Genomic DNA, 17,495 nt, shown 5'->3' with positions numbered 1-17,495 from the left:
TTTCCAGCTAAGTGATTCAGCCGACTCTGCTTTTTCCGATCTGCTCAAATTTGCGTGTCCGGGCACACTGGACAACACAGGGCGACCTGATTCATACCTTGTTAAGGGCAAGTTTGGTTTGGGTCTAAATCCCTTTCAAGGATGGAGAATTTCATGCGGTCGTCGGGGGCATCCGGCGCCGGCGCACTTGGATTCCGCGTCGGCAAATGGAACAGGACAGGACGCCGCGACAAAGCAATTCCTGCGCCCTGGGCCTGGCGCTTTACCCGCACCAGCGCGGCGGTCGCCGCCACCGCATTTTTCGCTGCCAGCCTGTTCGTCGTCTACGACATCACCCGTACCTTCGCCGACGTCCGGCATGAACTTTCGGCCATTGGCGAAATGCTGGCCGCCGATATTGCCATGCAATCGGCCAGCGAGGCCGAGGCGGCACTTGATGCGGCGACCTTCAGGACTGGCGGACTGATCAAGGCGAGCCTTTCTTCGGACGACATGCCTGGTCTGCTCACCGAAATGGTGGAGGCCGGTCCGCATGGAATGCTGGGGCTGGAAGTCGAGCAGACCACACTTATCTCCGATCTCAGTGGGCGCGGCGCGGCGGCCTTCGCGCTTGCGGGCCTGTTCACACTGCTGTCAGCCCGGCGGCGCAAAGGGGTGCCTGCTCCCGAAGAACGCCAGAGCTACGATCAGCTTGCCGCGGCCATCCCGATGGGCCTGGCCTGCTGGACGGGGACGGGCCAGTTAATCGTTTGCAATGCGCAATATCGAGACCGACTGGACATTGACGACACCCGCCTGACCTACCACCAGGCGGTCAGCCGGCTGATCGCCGGGGGCTATATGAAACTGGTGCGGGAAGACGACAGCCTGCGCCTGCTCGAACTGCATCGTAAAGACGGCACCTGCCTGCAGATCGACGAACGCCCCCTTGGCGACGGCGCCTTCATGACGCTGGTTTCGGACATTACCGAAACCAAGCGCACCGACGCCTTGCTGCAGACCATCCGCGAGGAACAACGACAGCTCGCGCGCCGCTACCACGAAGAGAAACTCAAGGCCGAGGCGGCCAGCCGCTCAAAGACCAATTTTCTCGCACATCTCAGCCACGATATTCGCACCCCGCTCAATCATATCATCGGCTTTGCCGAGCTGATGCAGCATCAGACCTATGGTCCCCTGGGTGACGACCGATATGTGGACTATGTCGCCACGATCAAGAATTCGGGTGAGCACCTGCTGAGTTCGTTCGGTGCCATTCTCGATCTGGCCGAACTCGAAGGCGGACGCAAGGCGCTGAGGCAGGAGCCGGTGCTGCTGGACGAAGTGCTCCAAAGCGTTGTCGACCGGTTTCAGGGACAGGCGCAGCGGGCCGGAATCACCCTGCAAACTGGCCGGGAAACGGGCGCGGTCCTGCGCGGCGACCGGCTGGGGCTAATGCGCATGATCGGAAATATCATGGACAATGCCCTGCGTTTCACTCAGGCTGGCGGTCAGGTCACACTGGCGAGCTTCGCTGCCGATGACGGGGTGGTCATCGAAATCAGCGATACCGGCATCGGGATGGACGAAGATCGCCTTGCCAGTCTCAGCCAGCCTTTTGTTCTGGGAGACGCCAGTTTTACCCGTGAGGGCGTTGGTCCCGGGCTGGGCATTTCCATTGCCCGGGCGATTGCCGAATTGAGCGGGGGCAAGCTTGCCATCGACTCCAGCCCGATGATCGGGACGACGGTCGCGATTTCTCTCCCTACAGAGCCTGCCGCGGCCAATCTGGCTGCTTAAAACGCCCTGGCCTTTCCGTACCATTCCGAGGCCGCAGCCTCGACCTCGCCGCGCATCTGGGCAATATCAAGTTCGAGCCGGCCGAAGTCAGGATAGTTGGACAGATGAGCCAGCAATTCCTTGAATGTGGCGGTCCAGGCCTCTTCCTTGAAGGGACTGACCAGCGCCGAACTCATCACCTGCAAGGCCGTTGAATAGACCCCGTGGATTTCGGCCAGGCGTTGGCCCTGAGGCACCAGACCGGTTTCGCCCAGCCGAGCCAGAACCCGCGCCGTGGTTTCCTGCGGAAGATTGACCTCCGACCCGGCTACCAACTGCGCGGATTGAGCGACAAACTCAAGGTCGACGAGGCCACCGCTGACCAGTTTGAGATCGAAGGCATGGCGTGGCTTGCGTTCGCGGGCCATCAGAGCGCGCATCGAGACGACATCATCAATGGTTTTTGCGACATCGCGGGGGCGCGACATGACCTCGGCGATTTCGGCGTTGACCTTGTCACCCAATGCACCAGTTGACGCGATGACACGGGCGCGGCTTAGCGCCAAATGCTCCCAGGTCCAGGCATTGTCCTTGTGATAGGCCCGGAACCCGGCGAGGCTGGTTGCCAGTGGCCCCGAATTGCCCGAGGGGCGGAGCCGCATATCGGCCTCATACAGCACGCCTTCGGCCGTTGGAGCCGAGACAGCCGCCACCAGCCGCTGCGTCAGTCGGGCAAAATAGTGTGATGTGGAGAGCTGGCGTTCGCCATCGGATTCTGTCTCGGGCGCATCGTAAAGCAGGAAGAAGTCGAGATCGGAGGTGAAGGTCATTTCCCGGCTCGCCATCTTGCCGAACGCAAGCAATGCGACTTCGGCCCCGGCGATACGGCCGTGACGCAGGGCAAACTCGTCCTGAACTTTGGCGAAGAGGCGGTTGAGCAGGGTTTCGGCCAGCGCCGTGAACTGCTCCCCTGCCCCCTGCGCGCTCACTGTACCGGAGAGGAGACCCGCCGCGACCATGAATTTCTGCTCCTGGCCGATGATGCGGGCACGATCGATCAGCTCTTCGTAGGAGCGCGCGTCGGCGAGGAAAGCGTCCACCTTGGCCACCAGCACATCGCGATGAGTGACGTCATTGGCAAAGGCCGGGTCGATCAACCCATCCATGACGTGCGCGCGGTGGATGACGGCCTCGGCCATGCGCGGCGCCGAAGCCATGAACTGCACGAGGAGCGTTCGGAGCTGAGCATGATTGCGCAACAGCGCAAAGAGCTGGACGCCGGCCGGCAGGCGCGACAGGAAATCGTCGAAATGGGCCAGTGCCTCATCGGCATTGCCCGCGCGCCCGAGGGTCAGCAGCAGCGCGGGGAGCAGTTCGGTGAGATGCGCACGTGCGGCCGAGGTGCGCGTGGCGGCATAGCTGCCATAATGCCACTTGCGAACGGTCTGGATCACCTTTGATGCATCAGCAAAGCCCATGGACGTCAGGGTTTCGAGCGTTTCCGGATCGTCGTCACTGCCGGTGAAGACCAGATTGCCCTCGCCCGAGCCCAGCGTCTCACCCTGGGTGAACAACTCGGCATAGTAGCGGGCAACACGCTCAAGGGCTGCGCGATAGGATTTTTCGAAGGCCGCCAGATCGGCCTCGCCCATCAACCGGCCGATGACGGCAACGGCTTCGGGGTTGTCGGGCATGGCATGGGTCTGCTCGTCGCGCAGCATCTGCAGGCGGTTCTCGACGGCGCGCAAGTACCAATAGGTTTCGGTCAGCTCCTCGGCGGTCTGCGGGCTGATCCAATCGGCTTCGGCCAGCGCCGCCAGGGCCTTTGCGGTTGGCCGCACGCGCAGCGCCTTGTCGCGGCCGCCGGCGATCAATTGCTGGGTCTGGGCGAAGAACTCGATCTCGCGAATGCCGCCCCGCCCGAGCTTGACATTGTGCCCCTCGACGCGAATGTCGCCGACGTTCTTGGACACGTTGATCTGGCGCTTCATTGCCTGAATATCGGCAATGGTGGCGAAGTCGAGATGCTTGCGCCAGACATAGGGGGCCAGTTCCTTGAGGAAGGCCTCACCGACCGACTTGTCGCCGGCGCAGGGTCGCGCCTTGATCCAGGCCGCGCGCTCCCAATTCTGGCCGCGCACTTCGTAATAGGCCAAGGCCGCGTCAAACGAGATGGCCACCGGGGTCGAGCCGGGATCAGGACGAAGGCGCAGATCGGTGCGGAACACGTAGCCGCCCGCTTGCCGGTCCTCCATCAGACCGACCAGCTTCTGCACCATGCGCGAATAAATCTTGGTGGCCTCGAGCGGATCGGCGAGCACCGGCTTCTGCGGATCGAAAAAGGCGACGATGTCGATATCGGAGGAATAGTTGAGTTCCCGCCCGCCATGCTTGCCCAAGGCAAATATGGCCAGGCCGGAATTGGCGGCGCGCGCCTCTTCGGCGGAAATCGCCAGATGCCCCTTGTCGAAGGCCTGGCGCATCAGCAGGTTCAGCGCGGCGTCAAGAGCGGCATCGGCCAAATCGGACAAGGCTTCTGTGGCGCGAGCGGTGCTCCAGGCACCGCCGGTTTCGGCGACAGCCGCCAGAAGGGCAGTGCGGCCCTTGGCGCGGCGCAGTGCATGGGCGACCGCAGCTTCTTCATCCTCGCGTCCTGCGCGGCCCATTTCGCTCAGGAGAGCGTCGAAGGCGCGATCCGGTCCCGCGTCCAGGGCCTGGGCGAGCCATTCGCCATGTGTGCGCGCCAGATCGAGAAGATAGGGTGCTGCCTCAAGCAGCGGACCGAGCGCGGGCGCCGCGGCGCCAAGGGCGCTGGCTACGTTGTCGGGCAGCTCGGTCAGCAATGCCTGAAACAGGGGGGTGTCGGTGGCCGGCAGTGGGGCAAGAATTGTGCTCATTTTTGAGGCATACCCTGCCCCCGCCCCCCCGGCAAGGCGGCGCGCTAGCGCGCGGGAAACTCCAGCACAGCGCGCACGCCGGGCGCGTTGTCCTCGATACGGAACGTGCCGCCATGGAGCCTCGCTACAGCGTTGACGAGCGACAGGCCGAGGCCCGAGCCAGTTTCGGACCGGCTCTTTTCGAGCCGGACAAAGCGTTCCAGCACCCGTTTGCGCTCCCCGTCCGGAATGCCGGGGCCATTATCTGCCACCGAAATGGATACCCGGTCGGCCTGTTGGCTCAGCGAGACATCAATTCTGCCCGACTTCCCGTCTTCAGGACGCGCATATTTCATGGCGTTTTCGAGCAGGTTGACCATGGCCTGGCCGATCAGTTCCCGGTTGGCCTTGAGCCTAACGCCCTCGGCAATGCGGGTCTCGACCGCTATACCTTCGTCCTCGGCGACGGGACCGTAAAGTTCGGCAACGTCGGCGACAATCTCGCTGATATTGATTTCGGAAAGCGCTCCGGACGGCGCACCGGCCTCGACGCGGGCGATCATGAGCAAGGCGTTGAAGGTCTGGATCAGGCGGTCGCTTTCGGCGATGACATTTTCAAGCGCCTGTTCCCGCGTTTCAACGCTGGCCGTGTCGCGCAGGGCCGCTTCGGCCTGATTGCGCAGACGGGTCAGCGGTGTCTTGAGGTCATGGGCGACATTGTCGGTGACCTCCTTGAGGCCCTGCAGAAGCTGCTCGATCCGGTCGAGCATGGCGTTGAGATTGGTCGCCAGGGCGTCAAATTCGTCATTCCGCCTGGTGACCGGCACACGTTCGGAAAGATTGCCCGACATGATCTTTGTCGAGGTCTGCTGGATGGTATCGATGCGCCGCAGCACCCGGCGCGCAGTAATACCGCCTGCGATCAGCGAGAACAGCACAATACCAACGACGCCAACCATGAAGCTCTGGAGAATGATGGCCGAGTAGCCCCGCCGCTCAACGACATCCCGCCCCACCACCAGGCGCATGCCGTTGCCCAGCTCTATGGATCGGACCACCGCAATGCCCTCGCGCTGCCGGGGCGGGCGGCCTTCCTCGACCACATCGTCACCCAACGGATTGGGCCGTTCATAGTCGAAACTATAGACACCAGGATTGATCACCACCTCGGCTGGCACGTCGGCCACATTGCCGAGCAGATAGAGCCCTGCGGCATCGCCAAGGAAATAGATGCCGGGGCCCGGCTGTGAGGAGAGCCGGTTGACAGCGAAAGCCAGCGCCCGAATGCCCTGGTTGGTCTCGATGCGCTGGAACTGGCGGATTTCGCGATCAATGTCGTCGGTCTGCTGGCGCTGAATCTGCACACTCGATTGCCAACCGATAAATGCCATCAGCAGGATGGCAAAAACGATGAATATGGCAATGAATGTGGCCGTCAGCCGGACTGTGGATGTGCGCCAAACCTGGGCAAAGCGATTCACGGGCTACTCCCGGATCATATAACCGGCGCCGCGCACGGTGTGCAGAAGCGGATTGGCATGACCCTTGTCGATCTTGGAGCGCAGGCGGGACATATGCACATCGATGACATTGGTCTGGGGGTCGAAGTGGTAGTCCCAGACGTTCTCGAGCAGCATGGTGCGCGTCACCACCTTGCCGGCATTCTTCATGAGATATTCGAGCAGGCGGAATTCGCGCGGCTGGAGCAGGATACTCTCCCCATCGCGCTCGACCTTTCGGCTGAGACGATCGAGCGACAAGCCGCCAACGGTATAGCTGGTCGCTGCTTCGGCAGGGCTTGACCGGCGCGCCAGCACTTCGACGCGGGCCAGAAGCTCGGTGAAGGCATAGGGCTTGGTCAGATAGTCGTCGCCGCCGGCACGCAGGCCGGTGACGCGGTCATCGACTTCGCCAAGGGCAGACAGGATCAGCACGGGGGTCTTGTCATCTTCGGCCCGCAGGCTTTCCACGATGCTGAGGCCATCGCGGCGGGGCAGCATGCGGTCGACGATCAGCACATCGTAATCCATGCCCGAAGCCATGGCATAACCGGTTTCGCCGTCTGCGGCGTGATGTGTCACATGGCCGGCTTCATCGAGGGCCTGGACGAGATAGCTCGCCGCTTCGCGGTCGTCTTCGATGAGCAGGATCTTCACAGCTGACGCTCCGATAATTCTGGGAGATGGCCCCCGGGTAAACCCGGAGGCCAAGGTTTGTTATTCGGTATCGCCGATCGGCAGGCCGACGAAGCGGGCCTCTCCATCCCGGGCGATCTTGATCAGGACCGTGTTGAGACCCCGATCACGCACAGCCTGGACAGCCGCATCGAAATCGCCTGGCTCCGCCACGGGCTTGTTGTCCACTTCAAGGATCACATCACCGGTGGCAAAGCCGCGCTGAGCAGCAGCGCTGTCGCCGTCAACGTCCTGGATCAACAGGCCGCCCGAACCATCACCATTAGGCACCAGGGTCATGCCCAGAGCCGTAGCGGCTTGGGGAAGGGCCTCGGGTGGTGTCGGCTGTTCGGGCGTTTCGGCTGCCGTCTCATCAAGCTGCTGGAGCTGAACCGAGATGGTGGTCTCGGCGCCGTCGCGCCAGATCGTCAGTTCAACGGTGCTGTCAGGGGCCTTGCTGGCAATAGTGCGGCTGAGATCAAGCGCGTCATCGATCCGCTCACCATCGACTTCGATGATGATGTCGCCCGATTCAACGCCTGCGGCACCAGCCGGACCATCCTCGGTGGGTTCGCGAACGATGGCACCACGCGCGTCGGGCAGGCCGACACTATCGGCGATATCGCGGCTGACGTCCTGGATCGAAACACCGAGATAGCCACGGGTCACCGTGCCGTCCTCGATAAGCTGATCAACAATCAGCTTCACAGTGCGGGACGGAATAGCGAACGCAATACCGACATTGCCGCCCGTGGGGGAATAGATGGCCGTGTTCACACCAACCACTTCACCATTGACGTTGAAGGCCGGCCCTCCCGAGTTACCAGTGTTCACAGCAGCGTCGATCTGCAGGAAGTCACCATAATTGGAACCGCCGATGTCGCGGCCGGCGCCGGAGATGACACCCACGGTCACAGTGCCACCCAGGCCGAAGGGATTGCCCACCGCCACGACCCAGTCACCGACGCGGCTGGGTTCCAGATCGTTCTCGAAAGTGACGAATGGCAGGTCCTCGCCCTCAATCTTGAGTACGGCAAGGTCGGTGCGTTCGTCGGTGCCGACAATTTCGGCGACCTGTTCGGAACCGTCCTCGAAGACCACCGTGACCTTGGTTGCGTCTTCAACCACATGGTTGTTGGTGACCACATATCCGTCATCGGAAATGATGAAGCCGGAACCGGCCGCCATGAAGCGGCGCGGTGCACTCTGTCCACCCGGCGCACCTGGACCGTTGGGGCCACCGAACTGGTCGAAGAAGTCGCGGAAGGGATGGTCTTCGGGCAGATCGGGGAAATTGAACTCGAAGTTGAAATCACGGCCACCGCGCTGGACGGTGCGACCGGGGGCCTCGGCCTCGACCAGGATGGAGACCACGGCAGGCTTAACCGCCTCGACAAGATCGGCGAAGCCCTGCTGAACCTGTGCCTGAGGCACAACGATCTGCGCGGCGTTCTGCATCTGCGCATTGGCAGCCTGGCCTGTAAGGACAAAAGCGGTGGAAACGCCGCCGACGCCGACCAGAAGGGCCAGTGCCGATGCGCCCAGCCAATGGCGGGTGCGCGAAAGAATAGTCGAACGCATGGGAACGTATCTCCTTCGTTAAGCTCTCAACAGCTTGTGGCGATACGTATGCAACGGCGCGCCTTTCTATGAAGTTGCGCCAAGATTAAGCTTTGGCAATGTTGCAGGCGGGATTGTGTCAGGCCCCGGTCTTGTCGCTGCCATGTTTCAGGGCTTCGAGCGCGGTGGCCTCTTCCGCAGTCAGGCCTTCGGCAGGTATCGCGGCGTGTCGCCTGCGCGCGATGAACAGGGCAATCAGGCCGACGAGCAGCAGCAGCGGCGCGGCCACCCAAAGCAGCACTGTATGGGGCCCGAGACGCGGATTGAGCAGCACATATTCGCCATAGCGATCAACGACATACTGCTCGACCTCGGCATTGGTATCACCGGCACTCAGGCGCTCGCGCACCAGTACGCGCAGATCGCGCGCCAGGTCCGCATCGCTGTCGTCGATAGACTGGTTCTGGCAAACCAGGCAGCGCAGCCCGGCCGAAATATCGCGCGCCCGCTGCTCCAGGGCCGGGTCAGGCAGAATCTCGTCAGGCCCAAGCGCCTGAGCTGCCGATGGCAGAAACAGCAGCAGACACATCAGCGTGACACGCAGCATTACCGGGACGCCTCCAGCTTTGCCTTGCGCGCCGCCTGCGGCACACCGAACCGGACACGGCGGTCGCTCAGCGACAGGATGCCGGCGCCGGACATGACCAGCGCCCCGATCCAGATCAGCAGAATATAAGGCTTGTGCCAGACCCGGATGACATGGGTGTCTTCCAGAGGCTCACCAAGCTGCAGATAGAGCTGGGACAGGCCATAGCTCTGGATCGCCGCTTCCGTGGTTGGCGTGCCGCTCGCCACATAGGTCCGGCGTTCAGGCATCAGGACCGCGGTGCCCCCATTCGGGCCGGTCACCGTGAACACGCCGGTGTCTGCCAGGTAGTTGGCGCCTTCAAGCTGTTCGAAGCTGTCAAAGGCAATCTCATAGCCCGACAGTTCGGCGGTTTCACCGGGGTTGAGCGTGGTAACCAGCTCGGTCTCCCAGGCAGAGACTGAAACAATGCCCAGCACTGTCAGGCCCAGTCCCATATGACCAATCGCCGTCGACCAGATGCTACGGGGCAATCCCGCCAGCCGCCGCAGGCTCTCGGCCAGCGGTATGCGCCCGAGCCGGCTGCGCTCGATCAGTTCGGCAATTGCGCCGAAGGTCACCCAGAACCCTAGCAGCAGCCCGATCGGCACCAGCGAGATCGAATTGCCCGCCAGGGCCGAAATGAGAATAGCGAGGAAAACCGCCAACGCGGCAAACCCCATCAGGCGCTGCCCGGCAGCCACCAGATCAGCCCGTTTCCATGCCAGGAGCGGGCCAAAGGGCAGGACCAGCAGGAGCGGCGCCATCAGCGCACCAAAGGTGAAATTGAAGAATGGCGCGCCGACCGAGATGGTGGTTCCGGTTAGCGCGTCGAGCAGCAACGGGTAAAGCGTGCCGACCAGCACGGCTCCAACAGCGGTGGCCAGGAACAGATTGTTGAGAATGAGCGCGCCTTCGCGGCTGATCGGGGCGAACAAGCCGCCCTGACGCAGTGCCGGAGACCGGATCGCGAAGAGCAGAAAGGCGCCGCCGATGAGCACCGCCAGCATGGCCAGAATCACAAGGCCACGGGTCGGATCGCTGGCAAAGGTGTGCACCGACGTCAGAATGCCCGAGCGCACCAGGAAGGTGCCGAGCAGAGACAGCGAGAAGGTGATGATGGCCAGAAAGATCGTCCAGATCTTGAGTGCGTTGCGCTTTTCCATGACCAGAGCCGAGTGCAGCAGCGCCGTGCCGGCCAGCCAGGGCATGAAGCTGGCGTTTTCCACCGGGTCCCAGAACCACCAGCCGCCCCAGCCGAGCTCGTAATAGGCCCAGTATGAGCCCATGGCGATGCCCAGGGTCAGGAAGACCCAGCTCAGCATGGTCCAGGGACGCACCCAGCGCGCCCAGGCCTGATCGATGCGACCCGAGATCAGCGCGGCAATGGCAAAGGAAAAGCAGATCGAAAAGCCGACATAGCCCGCATAGAGCAGCGGCGGGTGAATGGCGAGACCCACATCCTGCAGCACGGGATTGAGGTCGCCGCCCTCCAATGGTGCAGGCGAGAGCCGTGCAAAGGGGTTGGAAGTAAAAAGCGTAAAGCCGGCAAAGGCTGCGGTCAGAAGGCTTTGCGTGCCGAGAACAAGATTGGTCAGATCGGACGGCAGGCTGCGGCGGAATGCGGCCGCCAAAGCGCCAAACAGCACCAGGATCAACACCCAGAGCAGCATGGAGCCTTCGTGATTGCCCCAGACGCCTGAGATCTTGAAAATCAGGGGTTTGAGCGAATGCGAATGATTGGCCGCCAATGCGAGGCTGAAATCGGACACCACGAAGGCATGTACCACCGCCAGAAAGGCCACTGAAACCAGAACGAATTGCAGGATGGCGGCCTGACCGAGCACTGCGGCCAGCCGTTCACCGCGCCGCCAGAGCAGCAGCCCGCCCATTGCCGAAACGACGGCAATGGCGAAGGCGAGAACCAGGGCGAAATGTCCAAGCTCGATGCTCACTGGACAGCCTCCTCCGGCCGCCACTCACCCTGCGCCTTGAGCGCCTCGACGACTTCCTTGGGAATGTAGTTTTCGTCGTGCTTGGCCAGTACATTGCTGGCCTGAAAGCGCCCATCCGAACCAAGGCTGCCCTCTGCAACGACCCCCTGCCCTTCGCGGAACAGATCGGGCAGGATGCCGACATACCGGGCCACGATGTCATGTCCGCCATCGGTGATGGTGAACACGTTGTCCTGTCCGTCGCGCGCCCAGCTGCCTTCCTTGACCAGTCCGCCGAGGCGGATCGCCTGACCCGGTGCGAGTTCGCGCGCGATCACATCACTGGGTGCGTAGAAGAACACGATCTGGTCACGCAAGGCCGTTAGCACCAGTGCCGTGGCGATCGCGACCACAACGGCCAGACCTCCAATAACGGCCAGGCGCTTCTGCTTGCGGGTCATGCCGCGGCGGGCGTTTGCCGGCATGGTCATTGATCATCTCCGTTCAGCGTCAGGCCAGCATCAAGAGCGAGCGTATCGAGTTCACCACGATCAAAGGCGGCGGGATAGGCGATTACAGCGGCATCATAAGCGCGCTGCGCATTGTCCCGATCATTCAACACCAGATAGGACCGGACAAGCTGGCTCCATTCTTCGACAGAACCGCCCTCAGCATATAGCCGATCGGCAAGGCCACCAACCATGCCCTGGATCATCTCGGCCTGGTCCGCGGCCGTTGTGTCGACGCCATCATTTGCCGCAACCGCCAATCCCTGCCGCGCTGCGGGCAGCCAGGATTCATTGCCCTGCGCCAAGTTGATGGCTTGCTGCCAATAGGTCTGGGCCTGGTCATAGCGACCAAGTCGCATGAACTCGGCAGCCAGATAGAGACGCGAGCGCACATGACCAGCATCCGCTGCGACGGCTTGTTCAAGCTGATCCATCGCCTCGTCGGATCCGGCACCATTCGCATCAAGTAACAGCGCTTCGGCCAGATCGGTGCGCAGGTCGGCGCTCGGGGCGGACAATGCCATCACCCGGCGATAGGCCTCCGCAGCATCGGCAAAACGGCCCATTTCTAGATAGGCCGGCGCAATGACCTGCCATCCGCGCAGATCGTCTGGCGCTTCGATCAACCGCGCCTCGATCCGCGCCACCGCATCATCAAGATCAAGGGATTGTGCAACCAGTTCCGGCCTATCGGCCAAGGGTTGGGCCGGCAGGTCGGGACGCCCCAGAAACGCGTAAAGAGCCAGGCTCAGCGCGGCGGTGATGGCCAGTCCGGACAGGAGCTGTAGCTGACCGAACGATCTGGCGGGCGCCGGATCGGGCGCAGCCTTGTCGCGCAAAATTTCGCGGGCCAGTTCGCCCTTGGCGGCCAGCGCCTGGCTGGCATCGAGCTTGCCACTGCGCTCATCGGCTTCGATGGCATCAAGTGCCAGCCGAAAATGTCTGTTCTGATCTGCCATTTCGCCGGTCGTCGCGTTGACCGTGCGACCCGCCGCCGCATAGAACAAGGCAGCGCAGGCAATGGCGGTAACGGCAATGGCAATCGACCAGAAAATCATGGGCCCCAAACGCTTGTCTGCCAGACGCGGCAAGGCATGGCCCTCTATAAGCCGAATGCGGCAAAAAACCATCAAAACAGCGCGTGAAAGCAAGGACGCATTGCCACAGGGGCCGGTGGTCGCAGGCCTATTTGCCGCATGAGCGACGCAGAATTCGACTTTGCGATCTTTGGTTCGACCCCCATGGCTCAGCTTCTGGCGGGGCTGCTGGGCGGCGAACATGGCCGGAAGGTCTTGCTCATCGGGCAGAATCGGGCAGGCTATCGGCTGCCCCGCGGCGTTGACCTTTCCGTGGGTCCAATTACACGGCCACAAAGCTGGGCCATGCTGACTGGAACTTCTGCGGAGGCCGCTCGTCTGGCAACCCGGATTGCCGGTCGAAGTGCCCTTTCTCGTGTCGACCCGATCTTCTTTGCCGAGGACCCCCGCGCCGTTGAAGCCCTCTCCCATATGCGCCACATGGCTGGGGGATTTGGCATCGCGGCCGAACCGGTTGGGCAATCCGCGCTGGGCGGCAATCGTTCGGGCATGGTCCTTCGCGACGCCATGCGGCTGAACCGCCCGCAACTGGAAACTGGGCTGGAGCGCTGGTTGACGGACTGTTCGGTGGAGCGCCTGGCGCCGCATTCGGTAGCGGTCGACAATGACGGTGCAGTGAAGATTGAAACCGACGGGGGAACAAGCCGGGCCCAGCAAGCCGTGCTGGCCGACGACGAGGCAATCGTGGCATGGCTGCCGCTGCGCCAGTGGCCGACGCTGTTCCAGCGTGTGCGTCATGCGAGCATCCTGACCACGCCGACCCGGCCGCTGGCTGCCCCCATCATGTTCGAACTGGACAAGGGGCTGTTCCTGACGCAGCAGGCAGAAGGCGGGGTTGCCGCATTTGGCCCAGGCGAGAGGTCCGCATTTTCTGAACATGTGCACGGCCTTCTGGGGCAGAACAGGCAAGTGGAACAGGCCGGACAGACGAGCTATGCCGCGCTGGCGACCAAAGACGGGGCACCTGCTTTTGGACGCGTGGCAGGGCAAGGAGCCGACATTGTCGCGAACACTGGCTGCTTTGGGGCGTTCATTGCGCCGGCCCTCGCCCGCTGGTTGGCTGACAGGGCCTCTGCAGATGAGGCCCGATGGTTCGACCAACATCTGGTCAACCGCACCAGCCGGCAAACGCGCGTCGACGAATTCCAGTGGCCGCAGGAAGAGCACGCTGCATGAGGCCGCAGATCAATCGGCTGCCGGAGAACGCGCCCAAGGGCTTTGCCGGCACTGCAATTGACCGCAACAGACCATTGCGGTTCCGGCTCGACGGGCGGATCGTGTCCGGATTTGCTGGCGATACGGTGCTGAGCGCCGCTCTGGCCGCTGGCATCGACACAGTAGGCCAGCATCGTGACAGCCCCATTGGACTGACATCGAGGGCCCACCCGGCCATCAGCCATGCCAGCCTTGCCAATGACCCGCAATTCGCTCTTCCCATGGCCAGAACCCCGGCCCAGGACGGCGCCGAATTCGTCACCTTTGGGGTCGAGCGCTCGCGCGGCATGGCGCGCCTGTTTCAACCTGGCCGCACGCTTGGATTGAAGCTCGATGCGGCCCATCCACTTTCTCGGCCTTGGCGCACCATTCCTGGCGCTGCAGAAACGACCACGGATTTGCTGGTTATCGGTGGAGGTGTCGCTGGCCTTTCGGCGGCCCTGGCTGGGGCGCGTGCAGGGCTGACCGTCACACTTGTCGAGGCGAGGGGATTTCTCGGTGGGCATTCGGGGCTCTTTGGCACCCAGGAAGGCGAAGATGCACCCGAAGTAAGCATGGCGCGCCTGAGTGCCGAAGTCGAAAGGGAAGCAGCGATTACGGTCCTGACCGCGACCCAGGTGTTTTCGATACGACCAGGCCTTGCACGTGCGCACCGGATCGAGACCGCGCCCGGCACCAGCCGCGGTCGGGTCATCGATATTGCTGCTGCGCGCATTATCATCGCCACTGGCGCACTTGAACGCTTGCCGATATTTGCGGGCAACCGGCTGCCTGGTGTCACCGGGTGTCTGGACGCCTATGAATTGGCAGCGCGCTATGGTGTGTGGACGGGCCAACGCGCCATCGTGGCGACCGGCAGTAGTCCGGCCTATCGATTGGCCATGTTGGCAAGCGATGCCGGTATTGGCATCGACCGAATTCTCGAGGCTCGCCCCGAATCCGCGTCGCGCTTCATTGCCTTCTCGCGCGCATACGGAATTGTGCAATCGCCTGGCACGGTGGTTGCCTCGGTCGGCACTGTCCGCGGTGGCGGCTTGCTGGCAGTCCACACACAAAATCGGCAGGGGTCCACCCTGGTCACGGACCGACTGCTGGTCTGCGGGGGTTGGCAGCCCGACCTCACCTTGTGGCACATTGCCGGCGGCGCCAGCGCCTGGGACGCGGATCGCGGCAGGCTCGCGGCTCAAGGGGATATTGACTCCATAGCGTTGGCTGGCAGTGCGGCCGGCTATTTCACGCGCCGCGGGTGCATTCAAAGCGGCGCGGATGCCGTCGATCAACTGCTTGGCCGAGAGCGCCGGCCAGTAGACGATCCGATCATTGATCCGCTGCATGAAACACCAGATGGTCCGCTCGCAATCGCAGCACCGGCTGCCGAAGGCGCGCCAAGCTATCTCGACGCCGGTATCGGCCTGCTGCAGTGCCCGGCCGAAGTGCCACGCAAGAACAGACTGGCGTTCTGGCGAACCGCACCACGCGGACTGACTATGCTCTCAGAAGCACCCCAGGCGCTTGCGGTAAACGAGGTTGCGGCAGGCGTGGATCTTGCACTGATCCCGGCGGATGCCGCCGGTATCGTCGCGCAGGAACGGGTGGCGTCAGTACCGCTGTCTGTCGAACAGGGGCCACCCAGCCCCGACTCATGGACCCCCATCGAAACTACCGAAATTCCCGCTTTTCTCATCGGACGCTACGGCCCGGAGGCCAAGATCCTTCGTATAATCCCGGAGGAAGCACGCATATTGGAACCGGGAGCGCTGATCTTTCCCAATACCGACACCAGGCACCCAGACCAGTCGATCGGCGTGATCTTGCGCCACCATTCAGCTGGGGCCGTCGGGATTGTGGCGGCCAAGATCGCCACCGAATATCCAGTCACGGTACGGGAACAGGGGCAGTTCGTGCGCGCCCAAACCGCGCCGTTGGACACCTGATCAGGTGCGCCGCTCTGCTGCGGCCCGGGCACGCTTCAGCGTGTCGGCATATTCAGGATTGAAGCGGATCTCGGCCATCTTGATCGCCGCATTCAACCTTTCCCCTGTCACCGCATCGTCGGGGTCCTGGCGCAACAAATCGAGATTACGCTGGATATGCAGTTCCAGGGCCTGCCCGGTTTGGCTCCAGGCCTGGTCGAATACGGCATTGAGCGCCAGCGAATCGCGGCAGTCACGGACCGCCGAGAGCAGATAGACGCCGTTGATGGCGCCCAGCAGGCGGTCATTGTCGATCCGGTCTGTGCCCTCGCGCGGGCGGCGCATGGCCTGGTTGAGGTCGGTCACGACCTCCTTGAGGCGCGGCTCGACCCGGTCCGACACCATTTTGGTGATGGTAGCGAGCATTTGCGTGCAACGGCTGCCACGCGCAAACTCGACATATCCGGTCAGCGATCGCACGAGGCGGTGAAAACGATCCAGGCTCCGGCAGGCCATATCGATGTCGGCAAAAGGGCCACTCAGCTGCAGGTTCCTGAGCTGGTTCTGTGCATGTCCGAGGATCGCTTCAATCAGGGGACCAAAGCCGTTGCGCGCAATGACCTGTTCGTTGGCATTGCCGCTCAGCTTGATCATGGCGGTGACGAGGCGGGTCGGATTGGCCACCTGCCCGATTGCGGTGTGGAACATCAGACCGGCCAGCTTGGGATCCTGCACCGGCATGGACTGCAGGGCGACGCCGAGTGCAGCTTCATCGGTCATCGCATTGAGGGCCCGGCCAAACCCCTGTGCCTTCGGCAACAAGGCCCGCGCCCTCAGCGCTGCCATGACCACAGAAGCTTCGCCCCGGAAGTTCTCGCGACCTGTTTGGGCGCGCAGGCGGCGCATGGCTTCGGTGTCGCCGTCAATCTTTTCCAGCGCAGCTTTCATGCGCGCCAGCACCTCGGGCATCAGGGGCTCGAGATCGGCCGCAGCAAAATTGCCGTTGGCCACTCCATCGGCCGAAATCAAGTCGGAACACAGGTCGCGCACGACCCAGAGCCAGGCGCCTCTGGCGGCTTCGACGCTGACCGAACTGCTGAGCGGAAACAGCACAGGTTCGTTGACCAGCACCGGGTCGATCAGACCACAGAATGGCCGGCATACACTCGCGTTTGCCCCGGCCTCAGCTCGTGAAGGCGTCGGCGTTGCAAGGGGAATGCTCGTGGCAGGCTGGTTCATAAGGTCTTCGGGTCAGCAATGATGACACCACGACCCTATAGGGTCGTGGTAAACAATCCTTTTCCCGAAAGCCTGCTTGAAGTCAGGCTGCGCCCTGGACCACGTTCCAATTGCCGTTCTGTTCGCGGCAGGCAGTGCCCTTCTTGACGTAGTCCGTGCCGCCCACTTTGACGGTGTGGGTGAAGTCACGGCAATCAAGATTGTTCACCCGCACATAGGGTCCAACAGCCACCGAACCGGTCGTACCCTGATCGCCAGCCCACTGACGCGGAGCACCGGGACGGCCGAACTGCAGGGCGTAGAACTGGGCGCTATTGGCCTCGTTGGAGTCCTTTGCCGTCATTAGCGCCAAGGCAGCCGGATCAACAAATCCGTTAGCGATGCTGGTGGTCAGCTTGGCGGTCTGAACAGTCTGGGCCGAGGTCGGCACCAGCGGTTGTGTCGCGACGGGCTGGGGCGTCACCGGCACCTGGGCAATACGCGTCGTGCCGGTGCTCGAACAAGCGGCCAGCGCCAGGGCGAGGATCGGGAGGGCGATGAACGAAATGCGATTCATGGGGTGATTGGCCTCTGGTGCAGTCATTTGGTTCTTGTT

General features: G+C 62.6%; 13 protein-coding genes. 3 read left to right on the top strand and 10 right to left on the bottom strand.

What is annotated here, in order from left to right; translation table 11 throughout:
* The first annotated feature begins 153 nt into the window (after positions 1–153).
* Positions 154–1,779 carry a sensor histidine kinase gene (locus GO014_RS01150; RefSeq protein ID WP_179952902.1) on the top strand — a complete coding sequence of 542 codons (1,626 nt, stop codon included), beginning with the start codon at positions 154–156 and terminating at the stop codon, positions 1,777–1,779.
* Here GO014_RS01150 and GO014_RS01145 read toward each other — a convergent pair.
* From GO014_RS01145 to ccmI, 8 genes are all read right to left on the bottom strand, one after another.
* The gene (locus tag GO014_RS01145) at positions 1,776–4,655 is read right to left on the bottom strand and encodes a bifunctional [glutamine synthetase] adenylyltransferase/[glutamine synthetase]-adenylyl-L-tyrosine phosphorylase (protein ID WP_157288789.1); all 2,880 of its coding nucleotides are present in this window, start codon (positions 4,653–4,655) and stop codon (positions 1,776–1,778) included. The genes GO014_RS01150 and GO014_RS01145 overlap by 4 nt on opposite strands.
* A 44-nt stretch (positions 4,656–4,699) precedes the next feature.
* Entirely contained in the window at positions 4,700–6,115 is a 1,416-nt protein-coding gene (locus GO014_RS19465; RefSeq protein ID WP_157288788.1) for an ATP-binding protein, read from the bottom strand.
* A gap of 3 nt (positions 6,116–6,118) precedes the next feature.
* On the bottom strand, positions 6,119–6,790 hold the full coding sequence (locus tag GO014_RS01135) for a response regulator transcription factor (RefSeq protein ID WP_343030699.1): 672 nt from the start codon (positions 6,788–6,790) through the stop codon (positions 6,119–6,121).
* Positions 6,791–6,850: 60 nt separating this feature from the next.
* The gene (locus GO014_RS01130) at positions 6,851–8,389 is read right to left on the bottom strand and encodes a Do family serine endopeptidase (RefSeq protein ID WP_116589747.1); all 1,539 of its coding nucleotides are present in this window, start codon (positions 8,387–8,389) and stop codon (positions 6,851–6,853) included.
* A gap of 118 nt (positions 8,390–8,507) precedes the next feature.
* Positions 8,508–8,975 (bottom strand): cytochrome c-type biogenesis protein, encoded by a 468-nt coding sequence (locus GO014_RS01125; RefSeq protein WP_157288786.1) that lies wholly within the window; start codon positions 8,973–8,975, stop codon positions 8,508–8,510.
* On the bottom strand, positions 8,975–10,948 hold the full coding sequence (locus tag GO014_RS01120) for a heme lyase CcmF/NrfE family subunit (protein WP_343030698.1): 1,974 nt from the start codon (positions 10,946–10,948) through the stop codon (positions 8,975–8,977). Before GO014_RS01120 ends, GO014_RS01125 begins: the two co-directional genes overlap by 1 nt.
* On the bottom strand, positions 10,945–11,418 hold the full coding sequence (gene ccmE, locus GO014_RS01115; protein WP_246204342.1) for a cytochrome c maturation protein CcmE: 474 nt from the start codon (positions 11,416–11,418) through the stop codon (positions 10,945–10,947). The genes GO014_RS01120 and ccmE overlap by 4 nt, the downstream gene beginning before the upstream one ends.
* Positions 11,415–12,527, bottom strand: coding sequence for a c-type cytochrome biogenesis protein CcmI (gene ccmI / locus GO014_RS01110; RefSeq protein WP_157288785.1), 1,113 nt, complete (start codon positions 12,525–12,527; stop codon positions 11,415–11,417). Before ccmI ends, ccmE begins: the two co-directional genes overlap by 4 nt.
* Before the next feature lie 105 nt (positions 12,528–12,632).
* Between ccmI and GO014_RS01105 the strand changes: the two genes are divergently transcribed.
* Both GO014_RS01105 and GO014_RS01100 read left to right on the top strand, forming a co-directional pair.
* Positions 12,633–13,709, top strand: coding sequence for an FAD-binding oxidoreductase/lyase (locus GO014_RS01105; RefSeq protein ID WP_157288784.1), 1,077 nt, complete (start codon positions 12,633–12,635; stop codon positions 13,707–13,709).
* Positions 13,706–15,682, top strand: coding sequence for an FAD-dependent oxidoreductase (locus GO014_RS01100; protein WP_179952901.1), 1,977 nt, complete (start codon positions 13,706–13,708; stop codon positions 15,680–15,682). The genes GO014_RS01105 and GO014_RS01100 overlap by 4 nt, the downstream gene beginning before the upstream one ends.
* Here GO014_RS01100 and GO014_RS01095 read toward each other — a convergent pair whose 3' ends face one another.
* A complete protein-coding gene (locus GO014_RS01095) occupies positions 15,683–16,900 on the bottom strand; it encodes a hypothetical protein (RefSeq protein ID WP_157288782.1) in 1,218 nt (405 codons plus the stop codon). It lies immediately after the preceding gene.
* 82 nt (positions 16,901–16,982) lie between these two features.
* Positions 16,983–17,483, bottom strand: coding sequence for an RT0821/Lpp0805 family surface protein (locus GO014_RS01090; protein WP_133244543.1), 501 nt, complete (start codon positions 17,481–17,483; stop codon positions 16,983–16,985).
* Between the last annotated feature and the right edge of the window lie 12 nt (positions 17,484–17,495).

It is taken from the genome of Devosia marina (assembly GCF_009758415.1).
Lineage (GTDB): Bacteria > Pseudomonadota > Alphaproteobacteria > Rhizobiales > Devosiaceae > Devosia > Devosia marina.
The sequence above is the reverse complement of the archived record's forward strand: the minus strand, read 5'-3'. Positions and strand labels throughout refer to the sequence as shown.